Raw genomic sequence first — 21,615 nt, forward strand, 5'->3', positions numbered from 1 at the left:
TCGCTTACTCTTCCCCAACACCCCACGTATTGGATATATTCTTCATCAGTAGATCATAATTGCTTATATTTTTATGTATTAAAACTGCAGATTGATATGCGCCGCCATAAACACGTCCATATATGCGATGAATAAATGTTAATTCGCTTCTGACGATAAGAATATGTGAATGCTTGTTTGTAAAAAGACCAAATGGTCTTATATGCTTAATGCTCAAAACTTCACCCCATGGGATAAAAAACTTTTTCCATAAAAACTGGAAAGATAAACCATTCTCATCTGCGTCAATATCTGTTAACAGGTACGCCATAAAGATAAACGCTGGCGGTGACCAAGCTATGCACGCAAGAAATATACCAACAGCAAACAGCACAGACGAAAGGGCAAATTCTCTGCCAACAAAAAAATAAGTGATGTATATGTAAAGAAGAAACCACCCTACAGGAATCGAAATAATCGACATTACCACAAAGAAATAACTGCTAATTCTATTAACAAGTCCGTAAGTATGTTTCTTTATCATTTTCAATTTTTAAGAATAAAACCAACTAAACATCTCGTTATAAACTGCTAACAAAATCTTCTTGATCATCCCAACTTCCAACACCCGCTTCTCAAACGGGACAGCTTTCTATTTTACTTCATCGCGAATATTGGTTCTGGTTCACCCAGCACAGGGACAGGATGTTGCACGTACACATCCCACACAGCCTGCGTAGTCGCTAGGGTTTCCCTGATATACCAGACCAAGCGCAGCCGTTTGAGGTAATAGTAATTGTCTGCCCCTACCCCAACCGATTCCACGCCAAATGAATTGCAGAGAAACAATGAACGCGACAGATGAAATCCCTGCGTGACGAGGATGGCGGAATCCACTTGAAAGATTTCTTTTGCACGATAGCAGGTGTCATACGTGCGACGACCCGCGTAATCAAGGACGATTGCTTCATCAGGGATGCCGAGGCTGACCGCGTACTGCCGCATCGCTTCTGGTTCGTTGTAATCCACAAAGCGATTATCTCCGCTCATGAGGAGCTTTTCCACTTTGCCGCTTTTATACAACACAACAGCAGTCTCAATACGGTCACGCAACACAACGGAGGGCGTACCGTCCTTTTTCACTTCCGCACCAAAGACGATGGCAACCCGTTTGGTTGGGACATCATCAACTGAAAATGTTTTTGGTTTCGCGACAAGGATGATAACAATGCGGACAAAAGCCAACACAAAGAGCCCGAATAGGCCAAGTCTCACAATGAAACGAAACGTTTTCTGTATCAAATTCTTAGACATAAAAGAGATTCTACATCATCACATACGGCAGTCAAAAATCGGTATGGACAACGTATCGCATGTACAAATTTGTTGAGAGCGGGAAACATTCTTTCTCTACCGAACTTTCGGCCATCCTATCGTGTATAGTATCTCTGTGAAAGAAAATGACCTAAAAACAACCTTGCAACTCATCGAACGGGCGCAGGCAGATGACCGAACCGCTTTTGCCGCCTTATTCGAACAATACAAGAATCTTGTTTACAAAACCGCCTATCTTGTGCTTAACGACCCCGCCGAAGCGGAGGATGCGCTACAGGAAATCTTCCTATCCGTGCACAAATCGCTAAATAGTTTCGATCCACGCAAAGGTGCGTTCACTACATGGTTGCATCGCATCACACTTAACTACTGTCTGAATCACCGCCGCAAACGAAAGTATTCTTCGCTGGAAACGATCTATCCGCATCCATCCACGGATTTTCCCAGCACACGTTTAGCCAATGAGGATGCCATCTGGCAGGCGACTCGTTCTCTAAGCGACAAATTACAAGCCGTTGTGATTCTGCGCTATTACTGGGAACTCCCCTACACTGAAATCGCTCAAATTCTGGACCTGCCGCTTGGTACTGTCAAATCGCGGCTGGATCTTGCCCTGAAAACTTTACGAAAGACCATCGAGGCACAGGAAGCCCACGAAGCGCCTGTTTCTCAATCGGAGGTGTGCGAATGAACTGCGAGTATATTCAAGAACTCTTGGTCGCTTATTTAGATGGAGAAGTCACTCCTTCTGAAAAGAAAACCATTCAGTCACATCTCTCCACCTGTACCGTTTGCCAGCAGGAATATAACCTGCTGTTCACGGCTCGAGATCGAGTCCGTGCGACACTGCAGAGTCGCACTGTCCATGCCAGCCCTCAAGCAGATGCGTGGAATCGATTAGAGGCTCGCCTGACGGAGTCCGCGCAGACTTCGTCCGTACGATCTACAACCAAGCTTTCGCGTCTGGCGCCGGACGTAAAGCAAATCTTCACTCAACTCTTTTCTGGAGGCGTAACAATGCAAAAACGATCCATCCTGGCAACAGGCGTATCTATTCTGACGCTTGCTTTAGTTGCCGTACTAGTCTTCAATAACGTCACTGCTGTTTCAGCGGAGCAAATTCTCGAGCGGGCCTCAGCCGCCCAAACGAAGATCGAAGCGGGGCAAGGGATCATGCACACCCTGATCGAAATCTACGAGAACCCTCAGGCCATTGAAGGTACTGGGACAACGGTCATCACGGAAATGTATGCAGATCCATCTGCAGGTTACTACCGCTACATTGATATGGATGTGAACAGCAAGGTAATATCTATTTCAGCGAACGATGAAAATTATGAATATCTCATGCTCGAAACAGATACAGCCATCCATCGCACACCTAGAATAGATGAACCGGAAAAATCTTATATACCCGTTTCAGTTCGCGAAGAATCATCTGTCTTCGAACAATTCCGCGCAAGTTCTCATGTGGAGTTGGTAGGGAAAGAAAAACGGGATGGCAGAGAAGTCTACATCTTAGCCAACCGTAACTTCCAAACCCAACAACTACCAGACGGCAAGGAAGAAAAGAACTACACTGGTACAGTGACCATGATCTTCGATGCAAAAACGTATGAATTGCTCGAAAGCGAAACGACCGTGTATAAGAACGACCAGGAGATCGTCATTGAACGCGTCCGCTTCCTCACGGATGAAATCCTGCCAACAGGTACCGTAGTAGATTGGAGTCTCGGTGATTTGCAAGATCTTTCCTTCATCGACAATGCACCACAGACAGAAGAGGCAGAAATCCTGCCTGCTCCCATTACACGTGAAGAGTTGGCCAAGCACCCCGACACCTTTGTTCTGAAGAACATCCCAGACGGGTTTACAGAAAGCATCATAGCCGCCCCCGGCCAAACAGACGACCAGCCATTCACGTACGAGATCAACTACGACAATGCTTCTAAAGAAAACTTTGGCCTGTTAGCCATTGGCCTGCTGGACGCAGGGTTTGTCGAAATGAACTTCTATGATGGCAGTTACAAAACATCTAATGGAATGGTTCTGTACTACAGCATAAGCAGACCTGAAAATTCAAGTGACGGCACATCCGCCATCCTCGCCACTCCTGACGGCGCAAGCTTCCTACTCATCAGCACCATGTCACGTCAACAAGTACAGATGTTGGTGGAAGGCCTGGTACAACTCAAATAACAATATAAGACCGAAATAAAAACTCCGATGCCATCAAAGCATCGGAGTTTTTGATAACTGAAAGCTACCTATCTTTCTCAACTACTAATCATTTTTAGTTTGAGCAGAATATTCTTCCATCAGCCAACTTCGCAGGTATAGAAGTTACTTTATACAAGTAGATGGTGCTTCCTGTAGAACTCTATCTTGGTTGGAATATCTTGAAACATCCGGCAGGAGATCGTATTGCCCGCCAAAATATTTATTTAAAATAATACGGAATGTGTTCACTGGCGTCACCGTAGGGTAGAGCATATTATCTCCCCCATCAGGGAGATAATATGCGTTCAATATCTTTACACGGTCGGCATCTGAAAAATAACTATGGTCGCCTTGAATCACAATGATTGGGGCAGGATTTGATTTCTCCAATATTGCCTTAACGATCTCCAGCAATCTCGTATTGGCATAAATGACCTGATCACGATAGGCAATGGAGCCTTGTCGCAGGAAGGGATGAAATCTACCATCAGGGTAAAATACATATGGCTGGTGTATAGTGAACAGGTGGGCATAAACAAATTTTCTGCCTGGCAAGTCAGGTGTTTTCTCCAAAGAATCCAAGGCAAATAGATTTTGTTGATATTGCAAATATTCACGACTATTTAAAACATCACCAGATGGTATCCATGTTGTTACATAGGATGGTAGTTTTATGTCCGGATTTCTCTCGATGAATTCCATCAGCGGACGTATAAGAGTCGTTTTCAAAAAGAGATATTGAAAATTCAGCGCCGCCTGACCCGTCAGGGCTGACTTATCTTTAAAATAATCAAAATAATAGGTCGCTTCAGGAAAGTCAAGTAATGGGTGAAGGCTCTTAAATGTAACGGTAGCATATCCCATGCTTTTAAATTGTTCTGTTATCAGATTCTTTTGGAGAAAGGGCTTGTAAATAGCCTTGTCGCCGTAATAATCAAGCCCAATGGCATCCAGATAATTCATGTTTAGAGTCGCTATCATGGATGACGCTGTGGCATCGTAATTACTTTGTGTACAATCGGGAATGTAAAACCCCAAAGATTTCAGCTCAGAAATAAAACCACTCGTATCAAGGTCAAGTTTTTCCTGAAGAAGATCCTGACGGCTATAAGCATCTACAAGGATATAGTAAACATCTGGTCCTATTGGGTCGGGTGAAGATGCGCTTTGGGATAAATCAGGCTCAACAACAGGATTCGGTTTAGCGATTCCAAGTTGGACTAAAGGAGTTAAAACTTGTATAACGAGAAAAACGGCTAGAAATAAAGACACTGAATTCAGCATCTCATTCAGGACAGTATTCTGTGATCGCAGTAAATACACCTGGCCAACAATAAAAAGAATGATCCAAACGGGAAGCAAAATTCGATCACGGCCCACTGTCATACCAAACAAACTGAACTGCTGAGCAAAATCATATACATGCCCATAGGAAAAGAACAATAAAAGAGAAAAGCTTGCTGGAGCCGCAACTTTCTGCCATGACCGAAACACAATCAAAAACAAGGATAAGACAACAACAGCAACAAGCAGGGACGTAATAACCGCCTGTTGAATTGCACTAACAACAATCTCGTTACGGTTAAAAACGTACAACGCCAAGACTGGATACAAACCAAACAATACAGGATGGAATAAAAAATTTTTTTTCGCTTTACTTTTTGTTTTCATTCGATTTTCCGTTATTTATATTAAATAGAAAATATGCTTATCAGAGAAATAAACAAAACACAACGAACTGGTAGAAGATTAGGAATAATACCAGCTAAAAATTTTGTTATAGACCGCCAACAACATCTTCTTGATAAATCCAATTTCAAGAATTTTCCTGCTGACAGAAACCCGCCTCTTTCTACCCCCAGCCTGCTTCAACTCCCCGCGCAGATACCCCAACGTATTGGACATATTCATCGCCAACGGGTCAGAGACCATCAGGCGCAGTAAACCTGCATCGTTCATGCGTTTGTCCAACTGGCGGACTTGTCCCATGGGCTTGTCCATGTCAAAGGGCAGGAACTTCTGAAGCGTGGACTTATACGCCGTGAACTGCCAATGACTTGCACCTGCAATTGCAGTCACGTCCTTCGACTGCGCTCCCCCTTCGGGGACGATGCCGCTCCGCTCAGGACGATAAGTAATGCGCCAGTCTTTCGTCTCGGTATATACTTTTTTATTCTCTTCTTCCGTCTGCCCAAGTGACAAGTTAAATTCTAAAAATGTTTCCCATGGGATGAATTGACCATCCTCTAGCTTTGCATTTTCTCTTGCCCACTTCAATGTGTTTTCATAAAACTCAGGCGGCGTGCGAAAGGGACGCGCGGTCACCATGCCGACATTCGGAAAGGTTTCGAGAATCTCCACGGAACGCGAGAGCCACTTCGGGGAAAATAAAACATCCGCGTCGGTGTAAGCAATGATCTCGCCTGGCGCACCTGCCAGCATTACATTCCATGCACCACCCTTACCCATGTTCTTCTCGGAGAGGATCAAATATTGGATTCGTCCTTCTTCTTTTTCTTTCACGAGAAAGTCACGCACTTCAGCACACGAGCCATTATCAAAGACCATCAAGTCGAATGGTAGACCCGCATCCTTGCGCATGGATTCGAGCGAGACTTTCAGCACATCGAGGGTCTCAGCATAAAATCCACTGAGGAAGGGAATGTAATTCAATAGCGCAACCGTTATTCGTTCGGGCTTGGCTACGTCTTTGACGAACTTGGCAGGGTTTTGACCTTTACGCATGTGGCGATTTCCGATTTTTGATTTTGGATTTACGATTTGAAAAACTTTGCGATTCGCTTTTTCCATCGTTTTGGACGGGCGATGTTTTCGATCATGTTTTCGGGCAGAAAGAAGAAGATGGCTCGTAAGAATAATTCCAGCTTGCGTGTCAAACGCAATGACGTCATCTTCGGGCGAGAAAGTTTACCATTCGCCAACTGGTGAGTCGAATCAAGAATCGTGTAGCGAATGTTGGCTTGTCCGCCCGCGAGACGGATGTTTTCGTTCGTTTCGGGGTGTTCGTAGTGAGGTCTGCCATTGGGCAAGTGAGAGTAATCATGGTTTTGATGGACGATCATGATGGATGGCGTGCAGTCAATCACAGCCCAGCCTTCCTTGCGGGCTTTGTAAATCATCCAATTATCCCAACCTGCCCGACCGATCGTGAAGTTGGGAATATCAAGGTAAGAAGAAAGAGGAAAGAGAAAGAAATCGGAGCCAGCGGGGCGATGAAGGAAGCCCTGACCGTGGACCGTAGACCGCAGACGATTCTCCCAACCGTTTGTGAAATCGAGAGGCTGAGTTATGTCCAAATCCCATCGCTGACTAAGTAAAACGAATTTATCTTTGAGTTTGACAGCCTGTTTCGCCGCTTCGACAAAGTCGGGCATGAGGATCATATCTGCATTGATGATGCAGAGGAGATCGCTGTTTGAGTTTTCACGGGCAAGCTGAAACATGGACGAGATCAACGGCACACCCGATTCATTCCGCGCTACATTGGGGATGTGCCTGACTCCAAGTTCCCTCGCAACTTCGGCGAGACCTGTCTCTTCGCCGAGCAAAACAACATCAACATCAGGGAGAAGAATCCACGACTTGATCGCGTTGCGTTGGATCATCGCGATGTGAGGGTCTGTGAAAGGTTTGGGGCGGAGAATAAAGTGATAAGGGGCATGAAATTCGTTGGTAGGTTGAAACGTTTGAACGTTCTAACGTTTCAACGCCCTTTTGTCGATATCTTTCAAAGTTTTGTGTTGCACACCTGCGTTGATCTTCATCAACTCAGGATTGTCGTGAACCAGATCGAGGACTTCTTTCCAGGTGAAATCATCTCTTCCATCGAAATGACCGTATACCTGACGCATGAATTCCAGGTCTTCAGGGGTGTCGACCGTCCAGCGGTAGTCGCCGAAGTCGGTGGTGTGATGGATGAGAGCGATATTATATCCGCGTGGAGATGTTCCTGTTTCGAGGGTTCGGCTTTGACGGGTGAGTTCGACGCCTTCGTAGAAGTAGGGCATGGCGTGTTCGCGGTGTTGGGGTTCTTTGGCTTCCTTCCATGCCTTGGCAAGGACTTTGAACGTGCAGGCTTCCACATCCAAGCCAATGGGATAGGTGCGAGGATAGGGTGGAGGGAGACGGTTGCAGACGAAGTCGTATTCGTCTTCTAGGAGAGTATTGACCACATTATCGATCAGTTCAGGGTCAATGACGGGACAATCCGCAGTGATGCGGACAACGTAATCCGCCTTCGCTTGTTTGGCGGCTTGATAGTAACGGTCGAGCACATCATAGAGACTGCCGCGCGTGAAAGGGATTCCGTTGAAGTCGCAGTATTCGGCGACGGGATCGTCGGAGGGATCGGTTGTCGTGGCGAATAAGGTTTGGGAAACAGAAGCAGACCGCGAGGTCCGAATGAAGACGCGCTGCAACATGGGTTGACCCGCAATGTCTGCGAGGATCTTGCCAGGCAAACGCGATGAGGACATGCGTCCCTGAATGATGGCTACTACTTTTTCAGTCATTGAGTCTGCCCTTCGGACGGGATCGGCTGAGGAGTCACAAATCCTTTTGCTTTAAATTTTTCAACGTAATCGCGGACGGTCTGATAATCGAGACCGACCTGCTCGGCGATGTCGAAGATCGTGTGCTCGCCTTCGAAGCGCATCATGATCTTTTCGATGGCACGGTTGAGCGCCCAGTTATCGCGCCAATCGACCCATAGACCGTGACCGCTGAGAAACACGGGACCGCGGAAGGTGCGCTTGGGAATGTAGTTGCTGGCGTAGATGCGGATGATCTCTTCAGCAGTTTGCGCCGCACCGATGAGCATCTCTTCGTGCATGATGTCGAGATTGTCGTCGGTGGTGTGATACTCGTCGTAGGGGAAACGGTTTAGCGAAATGCACGGCACATTGACGCCAGGTCCGTTGATGACGCGTTCATCGTTGGCGGGAGCGGCGGCGAAATCACGTTCGTCGTGAGGTGTATCGCGCAAAACATAATTCGTGATGCGGTCGAGGAGATGATCGTGTTGACGTGTGTGATGCCACGCAATTTGATTTTGATTGCCCGTCATCTCCATGAAGATGCCACCGCGCAGATTCGGGATGAGCGACTCGTTGTGCGCGAGCCAGGCGATGGTGCCGATGGTCTCAGGTCCAAACCAAAAACGGACGCTCATCGAGCCAGGGGGAAGCGGATTCACCGCAAGTCGCCGCGCCAACTCGATGGTGCTGACCACGCCTGCGCCATCGTCATTGGCTTGCATGGGATGACAGGTATGCGCCTGTACAAGGAACTCGCCCGCCTCGGGATTGGGTCCGCCCTCGGGGTGGATGATCGCCGTTGCGACTTTGAATCCCTGTTTGGGGTCGGTGATGAATTCACAGTTGATTACCGCGTGATATTTTTTGTTACGCGGGAGTTTATCGAAGGTGTTCTTCGGCAGACAGAATCCCCAGTCACGTTCGTAGTATTTGAAGACCCACGGCACGGTGTGCGGACGTTTCTCGTTGAAATACAAATGTGGCTGGAGTTCTTCAAAGGTCAGAACTTTATCGGTTGGCAATGAATACGAAACGATGTGAAGCGGATTGTCCTTGAAGTCCACGATGCGTTCGCCATCTTCTGTTTCGAGGTACGCCTCATGGACAATATAGCGCTCAGGCACTTTCCATGTCCAGACGGGAGTCAGCGGGGCGTAGGTCTCGATGGTGTAGTTGGATGAGTCGGGCATGTACGAGCCGACGATCTCCAACGTTTTGTCGTGGTCGTCAGAGGCGAGGGTGCGGTGCAGGGGAAAGAATTCCGCGAGGATAAATTTGAGGGATGGGTAGGGTTTCATAAGGGAGAAATATTTTCCAGAATAGCACAATTACCTGCAAGTATCTGAATATTGAAAGCAGGTTTCCGAATAGTAAAAAGTTCATGTTGTTGTGCAAAAGCATCAATCATATTGTCTGCAACTTCTACGATACCCTTTTGGAGCAACTTTTTCCGTTCCCCAGTATCACTCAATTCAAAATCTACACTTACCCAACTCATAGGTCCTTGGAAATACCAAACTGATTCAAAGCTCAAGCAAAATGCAGGCTTAGGATTATTTACTTGAGCATGAACGGCCACAATTAAATGTCGAAGGCTTCGTGTGTATCGAAAAACAGCACAGTTATATAAATTCGGATCACTTATATTGAAATCGAGTTCATTATGGACTCGGGGATGCGGAGGTTGCCAAATAGAGTTTGATTTCATAGAATTATTTTGCCACGAATTTACTCTTCGAGTACGATATCACTGATTATCACGGAAAAACCAATTTTGAACCACTGAGTCACAGAGACACTGAGAAAATTTAGAGCTCCGTGCCTCAGTGTCTCCGTGGTTAAGGTCTTGAGTCTTTCAGAAGAAACGAAAATCAGTGCAAATCTGTGTCAATCCGTGGCTAAGAATCCTTCTTATCAATGTAATACAACAAAAACGGATCGCGCTTCATCTCACGCGCCGTGAACTCATAGACTTCATTCGCCTTCATCAACTTTACATCCGCATCACCGACCTTGCGACTCTGGATGATCCCCGCTTCCTCCATCAACGCACCCATCGGGTCGACCATCGTCATCACGCCCTTATCAATGTCACGCACCAACATCTCGAACGTATCCGTGTACGTAACCCCGTTCTCGTCCGTCACTTCGCCAGTGAACTGTTTCAGGAAACGATAGTCCACGCCTTCCATTTGCTCGATGTGGTGAAAGAACGTCATGCTGTTGTTATACGACAACCCGATCACCATGATCTTCCCATCCAGGTCGCGCAACTTCCCAAACACCGAGTTCCGTTCATACGCACTCTTATACCGCAGGCTCCCCAACATATCGGCGTGCTTTCCCAAGATCGCAAACGAATAGAACGGATGAAACACCCGTTTCGCCCTCAGGTCCATCCGCACCACTTCCGTCAACGCGCCCATCTTCGACCGCGTCTTACGCACATCCCACGGCTTGCCCTGATTGAAATCAAAATTGAACGTCGGCATGATCAGCGTCCCATCGCCGTCCGTGCCCAGAGCCGTCTCCAACGCTCGCACCACCGTCTGCGGTCCGCCGTCCACCTCGCCCAACGACTTATATGAACTATGCACCAGCAACGTATCCCCCTCCGCCACCCCCAACTCCCGAAACCCCTCGACCAATTCTTCAAATGTGTACATATCACCTCTATGTCATTGCGAGGGCGATAGCCCGAAGCAATCTCATGATTTTTGGATAAATTCCAACTTTATAGCATTTCTCTTCACTGACACACGCTTCATTCTTAACCGAAGCCTGATACATCTCAAAAAGCCTTCTCTCCCCTCAGCCTTATCTCTGTGAACTCTGTGGCAATATCCTTTCGTAAGCATCAAGAAGTTTACCAAAATTCTTCTTCCAATCCGCTCGTTCTTCTGCCACTTTCCTTGCCACCTTCCCGATCCTCCCCCACGACCGTCGACTCTTTATCGCAAGCAGAATCTTCTCTGCCAAATCATCCACATCCCCATCACGGAACAACCAGCCATTGACCCCATCCTCGACCCATTCCTTATTCGCCGCAATATCTGAAACCAGACACGGCATTCCACATGCCAACGCCTCCAACAGCGACACAGACGAACCGTCTACATGTGAGGGCGAGATGTAAATATCTGCCATGTGATACCAACGCGGCAAGTCACGTTGACCTACCTGTCCCCCAAAATGGACTCGCTCCATCACGCCGCCATTCATCAATATCCGACGGATATTCGCTCCCTGCGAGCCGCCCCCCAGCAAAATCAAATTCACATCGGGATTCATTTGCGCCACTTTGACAAACGCCTTCGCCAACACATCCACACCGTAGATCGATTCCCACGTACGACTACAAAAAAGCGTAATCGCTTTTGACCGTTGCCCACCGACCGTCGACCGTTTTTTACCGTCTACGGTCTTTCGTCTACTGTCGGCTTTCGGATGGAACCGCTCAATATTCACCCCCCACGGAAACACAACAATATTCTCAGGGTTCATCCCAAAAGAAACAGCCTTATCGCGTGTCACATTGGCGTCACTCGTAAAGAACGCACTTCGCTTCAACGTATATCGCGTCACCCACTGCATCCACTTGCTCGAATCCGCATCCTTGACCAGATCATATCCCCACGACTTCGTCAGTATCGGACGGAATCCACTCAACACGGCGATGAACGCACAAGTCTGTATCGGTCCCGCATGGACGATGTCAGGTTTGAGTCTCTTCACCACGCGACGAAAATCCAATACCAAACGCGGAAGGTCACTCCAACGGAACTCGCTCTGCCCGCCCGCCCAAAGGACTTGCTGAACATTTTCAGGGACAGGACGGTCCTCCACCTGACGTTGGTTCGTTTCAAGCTTTAAATAAAAAATCTCGTGTTCGGTTTTCGATAACGAATTCAAGAACCGAAAATCATGAGGGGTATAGTTTCTGGAAAAATAGATGATCTTCATTTCGAATTATGTTTACAGGCGTTTTCTGATTGCAATCTTGATTTGAATCAATAAATCTTTATCACGTTCACTATCAAACAATGTTGCTTCCATTATCTCTGATGGATATGTCCAAGGGTTACTCATGCGAAATTCATCTGGTTCAGTCAAATATCGTGGCACAATGTGTGAATGCAATACCTGATCAGAATTGCCCATGATGGCATAGTTGATCCGATATGCTCCTGTTACTTCCAACAAGGCATCACCAATGATCGCCATGTCATTGAGATAGGCTGTCCGCGCTGGCGGCATCAAATCATTCAAACTTGGAACAACAGGGTCAGGCATTTGAATACAGTAACCGCGTAGGAATTGCCAATTAGCCAGTACAACCCAACCAGATGGAACCTGGCAAATTAGAGCAGGTTCAACACCTGCCCTTGCTGCCTCTACTTGTTTGGTAACAGACATATATCACGCGCCGAGGTCCGTCCAGCGCAACTCCTTGCCCATCGGCATATCAATCAACGCCTTCGTGCCAAGGACATTCTCGATCTCGTATGGCTTGATCGCACCGATCGTGGCAGGACGTAACACATCGATCATGTCACGGATAAAGACTTCACCAGCCTTGACGTCCCGTGCCGCACGCAGACAGCGACGCTGAACTACTTTTGTTTGTTGTTCATTGCCTGTGATGAATTTATCGGCTGAGCCAAGCGCCCGCTCGAGTTGACGTGTCTCTTCGACCATGTGCGCCCAGTCTGCGGGGTTCAACGCAAACTTGTGGTCGGGACCTTCGCGGTCGTTGCTGTCCGTGAAGTGACGCTCGATCATGCGCGCACCAAGCGTCACTGCGCCCAGAACCGTCGCGTTTCCGTGTGTGTGATCGGAGAGTCCCAGCACCACGTCAGGGAACATGGTCGCATACGTCTTCAACACATTCAAATGGATGTGGTCATAGTTCTCGAGGCTAGCAGTGTAATTGGTGTTGCATTGCATCAAACACAGTTGCTTGTTGACCTTGAGAATCGCACGGACAGCGCGTTGCACATCGGCAATGTCCGCCGCGCCGCTGGCGATGATCATCGGCTTGCCTTTGGATGCCATGTGCTCGAGCGCTTCGATCCAGTCAATTTCGCCTGAACCCGCTTTGAAGGCAGGGATGTATGGATTCACGTGTTCGATGGATTCGTAATCATACGGCGAGGTGAAAAAGTGAATGCCAACCTTGTCACATTCCTCTTTCAGAATGGGCGTCCAACTCTGCGAAACGGACGCCGCCGCATACACCTCGGTCACAGACTTCTTCCACGTTGCCTGATGGCTGACCTTTGAGTCCATGTGGGTGAAGCCGTAATCCGAAACGATCTTGGGAGCCTGAAAATGCTGGAACTTCGCCGCATCTGCGCCCGCTTCCTTGGCAAGTTTGATGAGCATCTTCGCCCGATCCAGGTCTCCATCGTGGTTCGCCGCAATATCAGCGATGAAGTATGTCGGGTGGTTCGGTCCGATCCATTGGTCTTGAATTTTGAATTCCATGAGATTCTCCTTTTGAGTAGTTCAAGGGTTGTGAATATTATCAGTCCAAACCTGTCAGGTTTTATCGTGACGGTTGTCCATCGGACTTCTTCATCTGGCTAAGATATGGTCGGTCACGGTTCTGCGGAGACCTGTCAGGTATTTAGTTTTTGGTTTGAAAAGTTCAAGAGGCATAGATTCTTTGGAAGATACTGAATGTTTAGCCTCTATACTGCGGGAACTTACTGTAAATCGTTTCTAAAATCGTTTGAGCATCCGCCAAATCAATTGCCCTACCAAAAGTGCGATACCGCTTTAGCCCATGATTGTGCCACATCATAAAAGCAGGCATATTTTGGTTTACAAACGGCGCACGTTTGAAAGCCACATTATTTACGCCATAGGAGAACATAGTGGTTATTCGCTTGATATTTTCTGCAGGATATTCTTTTATGTCATTAAACCTTGATCCAGATTTCTCAATCCTCACTACAAAGCCATCAATTTCAATAACTTCTTTATCGAAAATGAATTCAAGTGTTTCTCGGAACTTTGTATAAATAAGGTATAGCACTAGCCCACCTACTAAAATCCAAACAGGAATATTCATGTATTTTGGCAGGTAGTTTTGCAATGCAGAAATCACAATAAAACCTGCTATGGGTAAAGCACAAAACCCGAGAATGACCCACTGAGATAACGACATTACAAACAAAACCCAACGTTTTTTTGAGTTGACAGTTATCTTTACAGAGTTCAAGGTGTTTTCTAATAAAAGGTTTTCGGGGAGCATGTTAATTTGATCTGACAATATTCTATTTTCATTCGGTGGCAAAGCCCTCCCCCAACCCAGGGTAACCCCGTAATAGTAACTAAACGTAGCAAGCAGAAACAGCAGAGCACCAATAAAAAGTTGTTTGGAGAATTCCGCTGAAACCGAAAGGATTATTGTAAAAACAATGCTAATGAATACACCCATAAGCACGCTAAAAAGAAATCTGTACTTAACGTATATCAGAGAAAATATTTGAACGTTTTCGAATGGGCGAAATTGTCGGGCTGCGAAGAAACCAGTAGAAAACATGGTTAGTGGAACAATGATAAGAAATAGAATATATATGTTGTTAGTCGGCATTGTACTTCTTTATCTCCCAATCCTTCCCAAATGAGAGTTCTGGAAAGCATCTTCGTGCTTCAGGTCGTAGCCAAACAACTCCGAAGGAGTGAAATGATTATAGTTTCGGGTTCGGCGTTTTATAAACCCCGAAGGGGTGTCATTTTTTGCACACATATAATGCCATCCTTTCAGGATTTGGGTACGGGCTTGCGAAAAACCTAGAGTCATCTCATCCCTTCGGGATTTTACTTCCCAATCCTACCCAAGTGCGTGTTCTGGAAGGCATCCTCATGCTTCAAGCCGTAGCCAAAGATGCGGTCGAAGCTGGAGTGCCCGAACAGGATTGTCCCTGCAAACATTAGCCACGGGATGGCGAGTAGGTTGCCAAAAACATACAGCGTAATCGCAAGCCCTTTGTGGTGGATCAGGTTATAGGTCCAGGCGCCGAAGCGGGGATTCGCCAAATAGCCGATCATGCTCAGGTCGGGAGCAAAAAACAGGAGTGCGTACCAGCCCCATCCGTAATCCAATTTCGAAAAAAGAAAAAGAGCGAGACCGAACATAAAGAGTTCTTCGAGTTTGAGCAGGTTTTTCATGTGGACATCCTGTGGATAACTTTTGGGTTTTACGCTTAGCTACTGTTGATAACCCCTGATTTTTTGTGGATAACCCTGCTGGTGCTGTGTGTAAAACCCGTCCAAACCAGTGGAGAACTCGGGGAGAGGACGCCCCAAATCTGTGGACAGTTTGTGGACAGATAGCCATAAATTGTGGGAACGTTTGGCGGTCAGGCTGGACATTTCGACTGACTGCGGCGCAATGAGGCTTTCTCTCAGCCCGAACTTGCGCGCCACTTCGACCCCGAACTGATACTTGTTCATCGGCTGTGCACCAACGACGTGATACAAGCCGTGCAAATCCTTCTCGAGCATGGCGATGAGCGTCTGCGCAAGGTGATTGACCCACATCGGGCAGAAGATGACATCGGTAAAACCGTTGACGTTCTTGCCCTCGCTCAGATTGTTGACGAAGAATTCACCGAGACTACGCCGTCCACCCAGCGACCAACCAAAAAAATTGACTCTCGCAATGATGGCTTGCGGATTCGCCTCTTGCACGGCTCTTTCTCCTTCAAGCTTGGTCTGTGAATAGATGCTTTGGGGCGCAGGGACGTCTTCTTCTGAATACGAGCCTTCTTTCGTGCCATCGAAAACCGCATCGGTGGAGAGATGGATGAATTTGATATTTCGCTTTGCACAGGCAACAGCTAAATCATGAGGTAAATCAGTGTTTAGAATCTGCGCCTGATCGGGATGTTTTTCGCATTCATCGAGATTTGCCAACGCCGCACAGTTGATAACCCAATCGGGCTGAACCGAATCCAACGTAGGAACGAATGCATTGCTGTCGAAAAAATTCGCCTTGCTGACAGGGAATGGCGGCGACTTCAACTTGCCCCTGTCTACACCAATGACTTCATGCTCGCTCATGGCTTCCATGGCGAGGTTGATTCCGAGGAGTCCGCTTGCACCAGTGATTAAGAGTTTCATGTTTCAGGTTCCAAGTTATAAGGTTTTTGATTGTATGGCAACCACGTCGCTTCGGCTTTGGTCTAGTAATTTATTCGAGGCTTCTGACAAATCGAGCTCAACACGCAAGATTTCCAATTCTGCTGACACAATTTCACCCATCACCAATCCATCGGGAGCTACGACAATGGTGGGACTACCCTGCTTGATCGCGGCATTATTGGCGCTTAATACAAACCGTTGTGTTTCTGCCGCTCTGCTAACAAGATGACTCTTCCAAACGGATTGAAATCGATCTTCGCCAACGGCATTGTTCAAGTGCAGGATGATCTGTGCGCCACAACGAGCAAGCCAGCCCCATTGTTCAGGGAAGCGCAACTCCCGACAGATCTGAATACCGATCTTAACTGTCCCATCGGGTGTGTTCACATCAAAGGTCGGAAGTTGATCGCCCGTCGAAAAAGTACCACGTTCCTGATTGGCTAAATTGATCTTGCGATACATATGGGTTTTACCATCGGCAGTGAAACCGTGTGCCGTATTGAACCATTTGCCATCCACATTCATACAGGCGCCGACCCAAACGTTGATCATCCTTTGTTCTGCTATTTGTTGAATGTGCCTCAGCCCTGCGATCAATTCATCGTGGTCGATGTGCTGCAGGAATGACATATCAGGCGAATAGCCAGACAAGGAACCTTCAGGGAACAACACCCAATCTCCAGCCTTTGTCTGTTCCAACACAGAATCAATCATCTCCAGATTATTCTGTATGGACAATGTTATCGGAAACTGGGCGACAATAGCAGAGAGTTTCATATGCATCTTGTTATGTCACCCTCCCGAGGGACACACCGTACTTGCGCTCGGTGCAAGTGTCGGGACGATGTGAGCAATAGCGAAGGGTCTCTGATGTCGTGGTAGAGATTCTTCGCCGCTTCGCGGCTCAGAATGACATAATAAAGAATTATCCTTCGAGTTTTCCTTGCTTGAATAATTCTTCAAATGGCGCAACAAATTCTTTGATACCTTCGATGTCGAGCCATTCAGAGTTATTATCGCTGGTGTAGGTAAAGCCTTCAGGGAGAGCTTTGCCTTTATCCTTCCACGAGTAACCAAACCACGTCGCTTCGGCGGGTTGGATGACATACATTTTGTCGAGCTCAATGGTGTGACGGGCTTCATCGTCCGAGATCAAGTCTTCGTGCAGTTTTTCGCCAGGGCGAATACCGATGATGTTGACCTTTGCATTCGGCACGATGGCTTGTGCAAGGTCAATCACTTTTGTGCTGGGGATCTTCGGCACGAATACTTCGCCGCCTTCCATTTGTTCGATGCAATCGATCACGAATTGGACTCCCTGATCAAGCGATAACCAAAAGCGTGTCATGCGGTCATCGGTGATGGTGACACTTCCGCTCTCGCGTTGCTTGAGGAACAGCGGCACGACTGAACCACGTGAGCCGACTACATTTCCGTATCGAACGCACGAATAACGGGTCGATGAACCTGCGGCGTAGGCGTTGCTTTGAACGGTCAACTTTTCGGCAGCAAGCTTTGTCGCGCCGTATAAATTCGCAGGGCTGACAGCTTTATCAGTGCTGATGGTCATCACTTTCTTCACGCCCGCATCCAACGCGGCTTCGACCACGTTCGCCGTACCCATGATATTGGTCTTGATGGCTTCCATCGGGTTGTATTCACACGCTGGCACCTGCTTCAACGCCGCGGCATGAACAACGATATCCACGCCATGCATCGCGCGGACGAGACGCTCGCGGTCACGGATGTCACCGATAAAATATCGCAGTGACGGATGATTGAATCCGCCCACTTGCATTTCGTGTTGTTTCAATTCGTCGCGGCTGAAGATGATGATCTTCTTCGGTTGTTTTTCCGTGAGAAGTCTTTGCGTAAATTTTTTACCAAACGAACCCGTTCCGCCTGTGATAAGTACAACTTGATTTTTCCAGTCCATGATTGCTCCTTGTAATGCTCGTAGGGGCGAGGTCTCCCCGCCCAACGGTATCATTCAAACAAAGTTATTGATGTGATTTCACTTTGCTCTATAAAATGGGGCGAGACGACCTCGCCCCTACTTGCTCGCCTTGAACAAACCCGAATCTTTTGTGATAAAGATCTCGCCGTTCTTTTTCATCGCATCTGTGAGTTCGCGCTCGATAGCTTGAAGTGCGTCCTCGTGAAATTCTTTGGTGGATGTCATCGAACGGATGTATGCCATCATCACAGAAACATCCGTCACGCGTAGATTATCGATGTAATGGGCTAATTCTATACGCGAAAAAAACTCCTGCAATTGTTCCATCCCATTTTCGAGCGTAAACGCAGATGTGATCGTCTCTCTGGTAATCATACTGCCCGTGCGTTCGAGCCAACCCCACATCTCGTGCATATGATTCTTCCCAAGAGTGGCGGTAAACAGAATGCTGTCATTTTTCAAGACACGCCGCATCTCTTTCAATGCCATCTTTCGATCAGGGACATGGTACAGCATGTGATTGGCGATAACCGCATCGAACGTCTCATCTTCAAATGGGATGTCCTGCGCGTCGATCTCTTTAAATTTGTAGTTGCGTCCAGTGACGACCAAATTTCTCCACGTTGAATCAAGCATCCCCGAAGAAAGATCCGAGAGGGTGATGTCCCAGGTGGCGGGGATACGAGTCACATTCTCTTTCCACAAATATCCAGGGCCACACCCCAATTCCAATATCCTTGCGTTGGCAGGTAGCTTCACCAGTGCATCAAAGGCCCAATGCATCCAACCGTATGGATTGGTGCTAAAGCGTTGATGGATGGCGACCCGTGCATCGAGATTGGACGAGTCCTTATATTGTTCAGTCTTGAGATATTGCTGGTCGGTGAATTTGGGCATTCTATTTTTTGATAACGATCAACGGATATTGTCCGTTCTCGCCGAAGAAACGTGGGAAAGTTTCCTCGAGCCAGAAAATAAAACGTAAGAATACTTTGCCGCCCAGTTGTGCACGGACAAAAGTTTTGGTGAAGCCTGTGCTCAAACTGCGCCACGGATAAATTTCGAGTTTGAGATCATGGAGTTCTTGTTTGAGCCAGCGCGGGGTCATCTTGGCGACGAAGGTTCCATCGGGGCTGGCAAGTTCTTCCCATTGTTTCTTGCGTTTCAATCCGCGCCCAGCGAAGAGTCTCGCCAACTGCATAAACGGAGTTGCAAGCCGCATAAGCAATGGATTATCCCAGCCATTGATGATGGTCATGGCACGATTCGGTTTCATCACACGGTTTAATTCAAGGTAGGCTTTGCGATGTTCGCTCATTGGCAGGTGGTGAATCGTGTGCATGGACACCACCCCATCGAACACATCAGGCTTGAAGGGCAGGTTCGCAATGTCGCAGACAACGAACAATCCTTTTTCACCGAGGCGGGTACGTGCTTCTTTCAAGGCTGTTATTGAAATATCTGCACACAGACGATAACGATACTTTTCGGAAAAGGTCAAATACTCGGGCCACTGCACGGGACCAGAGCCCGCATCAAGCAGAATGTCTCCGCTGGGGGCGAGATGTCGCTTCACGCGCATGTGACAGTTGTGAATGTACTCGCGCGCAACGGGGCGCAGGTCTTCATAACGGGCGTTTTGGTATAGCCCATCACCAACATGCGACCAACCGATCTGGTCATAAAATTCGCGTACTTGTTGTTTTGTGTTTTCTGCCATAAATTATTCCGTAGGGGACGGCAGCTGCCGTCCCCTACAATAAAATTATTTCCACGTAAAGGGTTCACCGACCAGAAACTTGAACGTATCGCCAAAATGTGACATACCTTCTTCGCCAAGAACTTTATCCAATGGCCACACATCAAGATCATCCCAGAAATTCATTAGGCGCCACGGGAATGGGCGGGGATATTCGAAGAAGAAGCGGTAGGCGTAGTTCCATGCTTTGGCAGTTTGCTCTTCACTCAAACGATGAGCGGGCAAATCAGATAGAACGTTTTCGAGCGTGGCGAAATACTCATCCCAAGTATTTGGTTCAATCGTAAAACCGCGAGCACGGTAATGGGTTTGTCCGCATGAGATGACGGGTATGCCGTTCATGGCGGTTTCGACGCCGACTGTCGTTGTGTATGCAAGCCCCAAGTTAGCGATCTCGATCAGGTCATACGTGTTGACATTGTCCAACGCGCCGATAACATGAATATGACTTGGGAGTTCGGGTAGCGCTTCGCGGACAACCGTCCCCATGGATTTTGCCTGCGGGACGATCTTTTCTCCGGGATGAATGCGAACAACAAGTTGTACGTCTGTCCGTTTGGCAAAGTATTGGACAGTCCTTGTGATCCATTCACTCATGGATTCGGCAAAGATGTTTCGTCCGAGTGTGAGGCTGTCGCCCAAGACGTTCGCGGCGAGCAGGACAACGGGGCGTTCATCGAGTCCTAATGCCTTCTTTGTTGTCTCGGCCCCTTGTGCTGAGACATATTGCCAGAGCCGCTTGGACTTACCCCATACACGCGCACCACGGCGAGCATTCTCCAGGTCGGCAAGGCGTTCGTACATTGTATCGGTCATGGGCAGGGAACAGCGATCACGCACGAGATAGTCCGTATCCTGTTGCATGATGGACGTGTTTTGCGCGAGCCAGATCTGTTCGCGTTGGTCGTTGAATTCAAAGGTCACAGCGGGGATGTTGAGAAATTTCGCCACACGGAAGACGATTCCCATTTCGAGGATCAAGCCGTTGGGGATGAGAACTACATCCGGTTTGTTGACTTGCATCCATTCGAGAGCGGCGAGGGCGGCAAAGGTATTGCGCTTGATGCGCAGATCGTACAACGCTTTATCTTTCGCATTCGACATGTCCACTTCTTCGCGCATGAGCGTGTACTGCGCGTCCCACGGGGAGACCTCTTCGATGTCAGCGCGGAGAGATGCAGGTAAGTCCGAAGCAGGCTTGAGGTCGAGAAAAGAGGCGTGCTTCACATAAGGAGCAAGCGACGAGAGCGCGTCCCGTGTGTGGAGTCCGCGTTGCTTCTGAGTCAGTTTGTCCATTTCTTTGTGCCATTCAGAGTATGGCAAAGTCAACAACGTGACCTTGTGACCGAGGCCCGCGAGCGTGAGAGAAATGTACGCGGCTTGTTCGATCCAATAGTGAAGCGTGGCGAAGAAAAGAATCTTTTTACCGTTACCCGCCTGCTCGATGAAAGGCTTTGCCTGCGCCACGCCATGCGGCAATGATGTATGCAGGCGCGCGAGATTGAAGTGGTCTTTGCGGGCGCGTCCCTTTTGCCGAAGCGAATAATCGAGTTCGGCGGCAAGAGGCAGTTCGCCTAAAAAGTTACGGAGGGAGTTTTTATTGAGCATGATTCTTTTACCACGGAGCCACAGAGACACGGAGTTTTTATTTTCTC

At 47.8% G+C, this 21,615-nt stretch carries 22 protein-coding genes; 2 read left to right on the forward strand and 20 right to left on the reverse strand.

Features of this window, described 5'->3' with window-relative positions; genetic code table 11:
* Positions 1-4: 4 nt before the first annotated feature.
* Both IPP66_02845 and IPP66_02850 read right to left on the reverse strand, forming a co-directional pair.
* Positions 5-523, reverse strand: coding sequence for a hypothetical protein (locus tag IPP66_02845; protein MBK9924206.1), 519 nt, complete (start codon positions 521-523; stop codon positions 5-7).
* Positions 524-636: 113 nt separating this feature from the next.
* Positions 637-1,293: a YdcF family protein gene (locus IPP66_02850; GenBank protein ID MBK9924207.1), complete on the reverse strand. Its 657-nt coding sequence runs from the start codon at positions 1,291-1,293 to the stop codon at positions 637-639.
* Positions 1,294-1,429: 136 nt separating this feature from the next.
* Between IPP66_02850 and IPP66_02855 the strand changes: the two genes are divergently transcribed.
* Together IPP66_02855 and IPP66_02860 are read left to right on the forward strand one after the other, a co-directional pair.
* Positions 1,430-2,005 (forward strand): RNA polymerase sigma factor, encoded by a 576-nt coding sequence (locus tag IPP66_02855; GenBank protein ID MBK9924208.1) that lies wholly within the window; start codon positions 1,430-1,432, stop codon positions 2,003-2,005.
* Positions 2,002-3,513 carry a zf-HC2 domain-containing protein gene (locus IPP66_02860; protein MBK9924209.1) on the forward strand — a complete coding sequence of 504 codons (1,512 nt, stop codon included), beginning with the start codon at positions 2,002-2,004 and terminating at the stop codon, positions 3,511-3,513. The genes IPP66_02855 and IPP66_02860 overlap by 4 nt, the downstream gene beginning before the upstream one ends.
* A gap of 144 nt (positions 3,514-3,657) precedes the next feature.
* Here IPP66_02860 and IPP66_02865 read toward each other — a convergent pair whose 3' ends face one another.
* The 18 genes from IPP66_02865 to IPP66_02950 form a co-directional block, all read right to left on the reverse strand.
* Complete coding sequence (locus tag IPP66_02865; protein ID MBK9924210.1) at positions 3,658-5,205, reverse strand: hypothetical protein; 1,548 nt, start codon at positions 5,203-5,205, stop codon at positions 3,658-3,660.
* 78 nt (positions 5,206-5,283) lie between these two features.
* Positions 5,284-6,279, reverse strand: a complete 996-nt coding sequence (locus tag IPP66_02870; protein ID MBK9924211.1) for a glycosyltransferase family 2 protein — start codon at positions 6,277-6,279, stop codon at positions 5,284-5,286.
* A gap of 29 nt (positions 6,280-6,308) precedes the next feature.
* Positions 6,309-7,160: a hypothetical protein gene (locus IPP66_02875; GenBank protein MBK9924212.1), complete on the reverse strand. Its 852-nt coding sequence runs from the start codon at positions 7,158-7,160 to the stop codon at positions 6,309-6,311.
* A gap of 90 nt (positions 7,161-7,250) precedes the next feature.
* Complete coding sequence (locus IPP66_02880) at positions 7,251-8,066, reverse strand: glycosyltransferase family protein (GenBank protein ID MBK9924213.1); 816 nt, start codon at positions 8,064-8,066, stop codon at positions 7,251-7,253.
* Entirely contained in the window at positions 8,063-9,388 is a 1,326-nt protein-coding gene (locus IPP66_02885; GenBank protein ID MBK9924214.1) for a DUF4910 domain-containing protein, read from the reverse strand. The genes IPP66_02880 and IPP66_02885 overlap by 4 nt, the downstream gene beginning before the upstream one ends.
* Positions 9,385-9,798, reverse strand: a complete 414-nt coding sequence (locus tag IPP66_02890; GenBank protein MBK9924215.1) for a hypothetical protein — start codon at positions 9,796-9,798, stop codon at positions 9,385-9,387. Before IPP66_02890 ends, IPP66_02885 begins: the two co-directional genes overlap by 4 nt.
* Positions 9,799-9,988: 190 nt before the next feature.
* Positions 9,989-10,756, reverse strand: coding sequence for an AAC(3) family N-acetyltransferase (locus tag IPP66_02895; protein ID MBK9924216.1), 768 nt, complete (start codon positions 10,754-10,756; stop codon positions 9,989-9,991).
* Between the two features lie 151 nt (positions 10,757-10,907).
* Positions 10,908-12,053: a glycosyltransferase family 4 protein gene (locus IPP66_02900; GenBank protein MBK9924217.1), complete on the reverse strand. Its 1,146-nt coding sequence runs from the start codon at positions 12,051-12,053 to the stop codon at positions 10,908-10,910.
* 12 nt (positions 12,054-12,065) lie between these two features.
* A complete protein-coding gene (locus IPP66_02905; protein MBK9924218.1) occupies positions 12,066-12,506 on the reverse strand; it encodes a hypothetical protein in 441 nt (146 codons plus the stop codon).
* A gap of 3 nt (positions 12,507-12,509) precedes the next feature.
* Positions 12,510-13,577: an N-acetylneuraminate synthase family protein gene (locus IPP66_02910; protein MBK9924219.1), complete on the reverse strand. Its 1,068-nt coding sequence runs from the start codon at positions 13,575-13,577 to the stop codon at positions 12,510-12,512.
* A gap of 199 nt (positions 13,578-13,776) precedes the next feature.
* Positions 13,777-14,691 carry a hypothetical protein gene (locus tag IPP66_02915; protein ID MBK9924220.1) on the reverse strand — a complete coding sequence of 305 codons (915 nt, stop codon included), beginning with the start codon at positions 14,689-14,691 and terminating at the stop codon, positions 13,777-13,779.
* A 227-nt stretch (positions 14,692-14,918) separates the two neighbouring features.
* Positions 14,919-15,269, reverse strand: a complete 351-nt coding sequence (locus IPP66_02920) for a DUF4260 domain-containing protein (GenBank protein ID MBK9924221.1) — start codon at positions 15,267-15,269, stop codon at positions 14,919-14,921.
* A gap of 39 nt (positions 15,270-15,308) precedes the next feature.
* Positions 15,309-16,223 (reverse strand): SDR family oxidoreductase, encoded by a 915-nt coding sequence (locus IPP66_02925; GenBank protein ID MBK9924222.1) that lies wholly within the window; start codon positions 16,221-16,223, stop codon positions 15,309-15,311.
* Between the two features lie 15 nt (positions 16,224-16,238).
* On the reverse strand, positions 16,239-17,021 hold the full coding sequence (locus IPP66_02930) for a carbon-nitrogen hydrolase family protein (protein MBK9924223.1): 783 nt from the start codon (positions 17,019-17,021) through the stop codon (positions 16,239-16,241).
* A gap of 148 nt (positions 17,022-17,169) precedes the next feature.
* A complete protein-coding gene (gene pseB, locus IPP66_02935; protein ID MBK9924224.1) occupies positions 17,170-18,180 on the reverse strand; it encodes a UDP-N-acetylglucosamine 4,6-dehydratase (inverting) in 1,011 nt (336 codons plus the stop codon).
* Between the two features lie 117 nt (positions 18,181-18,297).
* Positions 18,298-19,098: a class I SAM-dependent methyltransferase gene (locus IPP66_02940; GenBank protein ID MBK9924225.1), complete on the reverse strand. Its 801-nt coding sequence runs from the start codon at positions 19,096-19,098 to the stop codon at positions 18,298-18,300.
* 1 nt (position 19,099) lies between these two features.
* Positions 19,100-19,921, reverse strand: a complete 822-nt coding sequence (locus IPP66_02945; GenBank protein ID MBK9924226.1) for a methyltransferase domain-containing protein — start codon at positions 19,919-19,921, stop codon at positions 19,100-19,102.
* 45 nt (positions 19,922-19,966) lie between these two features.
* Positions 19,967-21,568, reverse strand: coding sequence for a hypothetical protein (locus IPP66_02950; protein ID MBK9924227.1), 1,602 nt, complete (start codon positions 21,566-21,568; stop codon positions 19,967-19,969).
* Positions 21,569-21,615: the final 47 nt, after the last annotated feature.

Origin of the sequence: Candidatus Defluviilinea proxima, assembly GCA_016721115.1 — a bacterium.
GTDB lineage: Bacteria > Chloroflexota > Anaerolineae > Anaerolineales > Villigracilaceae > Defluviilinea > Defluviilinea proxima.

Bases quoted from the DNA above. Each gene is read 5' to 3' on its own strand.
- IPP66_02845 (MBK9924206.1), bottom strand. From the start codon at position 523: ATGATAAAGAAACATACTTACGGACTTGTTAATAGAATTAGCAGTTAT.
- IPP66_02850 (MBK9924207.1), bottom strand. From the start codon at position 1,293: ATGTCTAAGAATTTGATACAGAAAACGTTTCGTTTCATTGTGAGACTT.
- IPP66_02860 (MBK9924209.1), top strand. From the start codon at position 2,002: ATGAACTGCGAGTATATTCAAGAACTCTTGGTCGCTTATTTAGATGGA.
- IPP66_02865 (MBK9924210.1), bottom strand. From the start codon at position 5,205: ATGAAAACAAAAAGTAAAGCGAAAAAAAATTTTTTATTCCATCCTGTA.
- IPP66_02870 (MBK9924211.1), bottom strand. From the start codon at position 6,279: ATGCGTAAAGGTCAAAACCCTGCCAAGTTCGTCAAAGACGTAGCCAAG.
- IPP66_02875 (MBK9924212.1), bottom strand. From the start codon at position 7,160: ATGATCCAACGCAACGCGATCAAGTCGTGGATTCTTCTCCCTGATGTT.
- IPP66_02880 (MBK9924213.1), bottom strand. From the start codon at position 8,066: ATGACTGAAAAAGTAGTAGCCATCATTCAGGGACGCATGTCCTCATCG.
- IPP66_02885 (MBK9924214.1), bottom strand. From the start codon at position 9,388: ATGAAACCCTACCCATCCCTCAAATTTATCCTCGCGGAATTCTTTCCC.
- IPP66_02890 (MBK9924215.1), bottom strand. From the start codon at position 9,798: ATGAAATCAAACTCTATTTGGCAACCTCCGCATCCCCGAGTCCATAAT.
- IPP66_02895 (MBK9924216.1), bottom strand. From the start codon at position 10,756: ATGTACACATTTGAAGAATTGGTCGAGGGGTTTCGGGAGTTGGGGGTG.
- IPP66_02900 (MBK9924217.1), bottom strand. From the start codon at position 12,053: ATGAAGATCATCTATTTTTCCAGAAACTATACCCCTCATGATTTTCGG.
- IPP66_02905 (MBK9924218.1), bottom strand. From the start codon at position 12,506: ATGTCTGTTACCAAACAAGTAGAGGCAGCAAGGGCAGGTGTTGAACCT.
- IPP66_02910 (MBK9924219.1), bottom strand. From the start codon at position 13,577: ATGGAATTCAAAATTCAAGACCAATGGATCGGACCGAACCACCCGACA.
- IPP66_02915 (MBK9924220.1), bottom strand. From the start codon at position 14,691: ATGCCGACTAACAACATATATATTCTATTTCTTATCATTGTTCCACTA.
- IPP66_02920 (MBK9924221.1), bottom strand. From the start codon at position 15,269: ATGAAAAACCTGCTCAAACTCGAAGAACTCTTTATGTTCGGTCTCGCT.
- IPP66_02925 (MBK9924222.1), bottom strand. From the start codon at position 16,223: ATGAAACTCTTAATCACTGGTGCAAGCGGACTCCTCGGAATCAACCTC.
- IPP66_02930 (MBK9924223.1), bottom strand. From the start codon at position 17,021: ATGAAACTCTCTGCTATTGTCGCCCAGTTTCCGATAACATTGTCCATA.
- pseB (MBK9924224.1), bottom strand. From the start codon at position 18,180: ATGGACTGGAAAAATCAAGTTGTACTTATCACAGGCGGAACGGGTTCG.
- IPP66_02940 (MBK9924225.1), bottom strand. From the start codon at position 19,098: ATGCCCAAATTCACCGACCAGCAATATCTCAAGACTGAACAATATAAG.
- IPP66_02945 (MBK9924226.1), bottom strand. From the start codon at position 19,921: ATGGCAGAAAACACAAAACAACAAGTACGCGAATTTTATGACCAGATC.
- IPP66_02950 (MBK9924227.1), bottom strand. From the start codon at position 21,568: ATGCTCAATAAAAACTCCCTCCGTAACTTTTTAGGCGAACTGCCTCTT.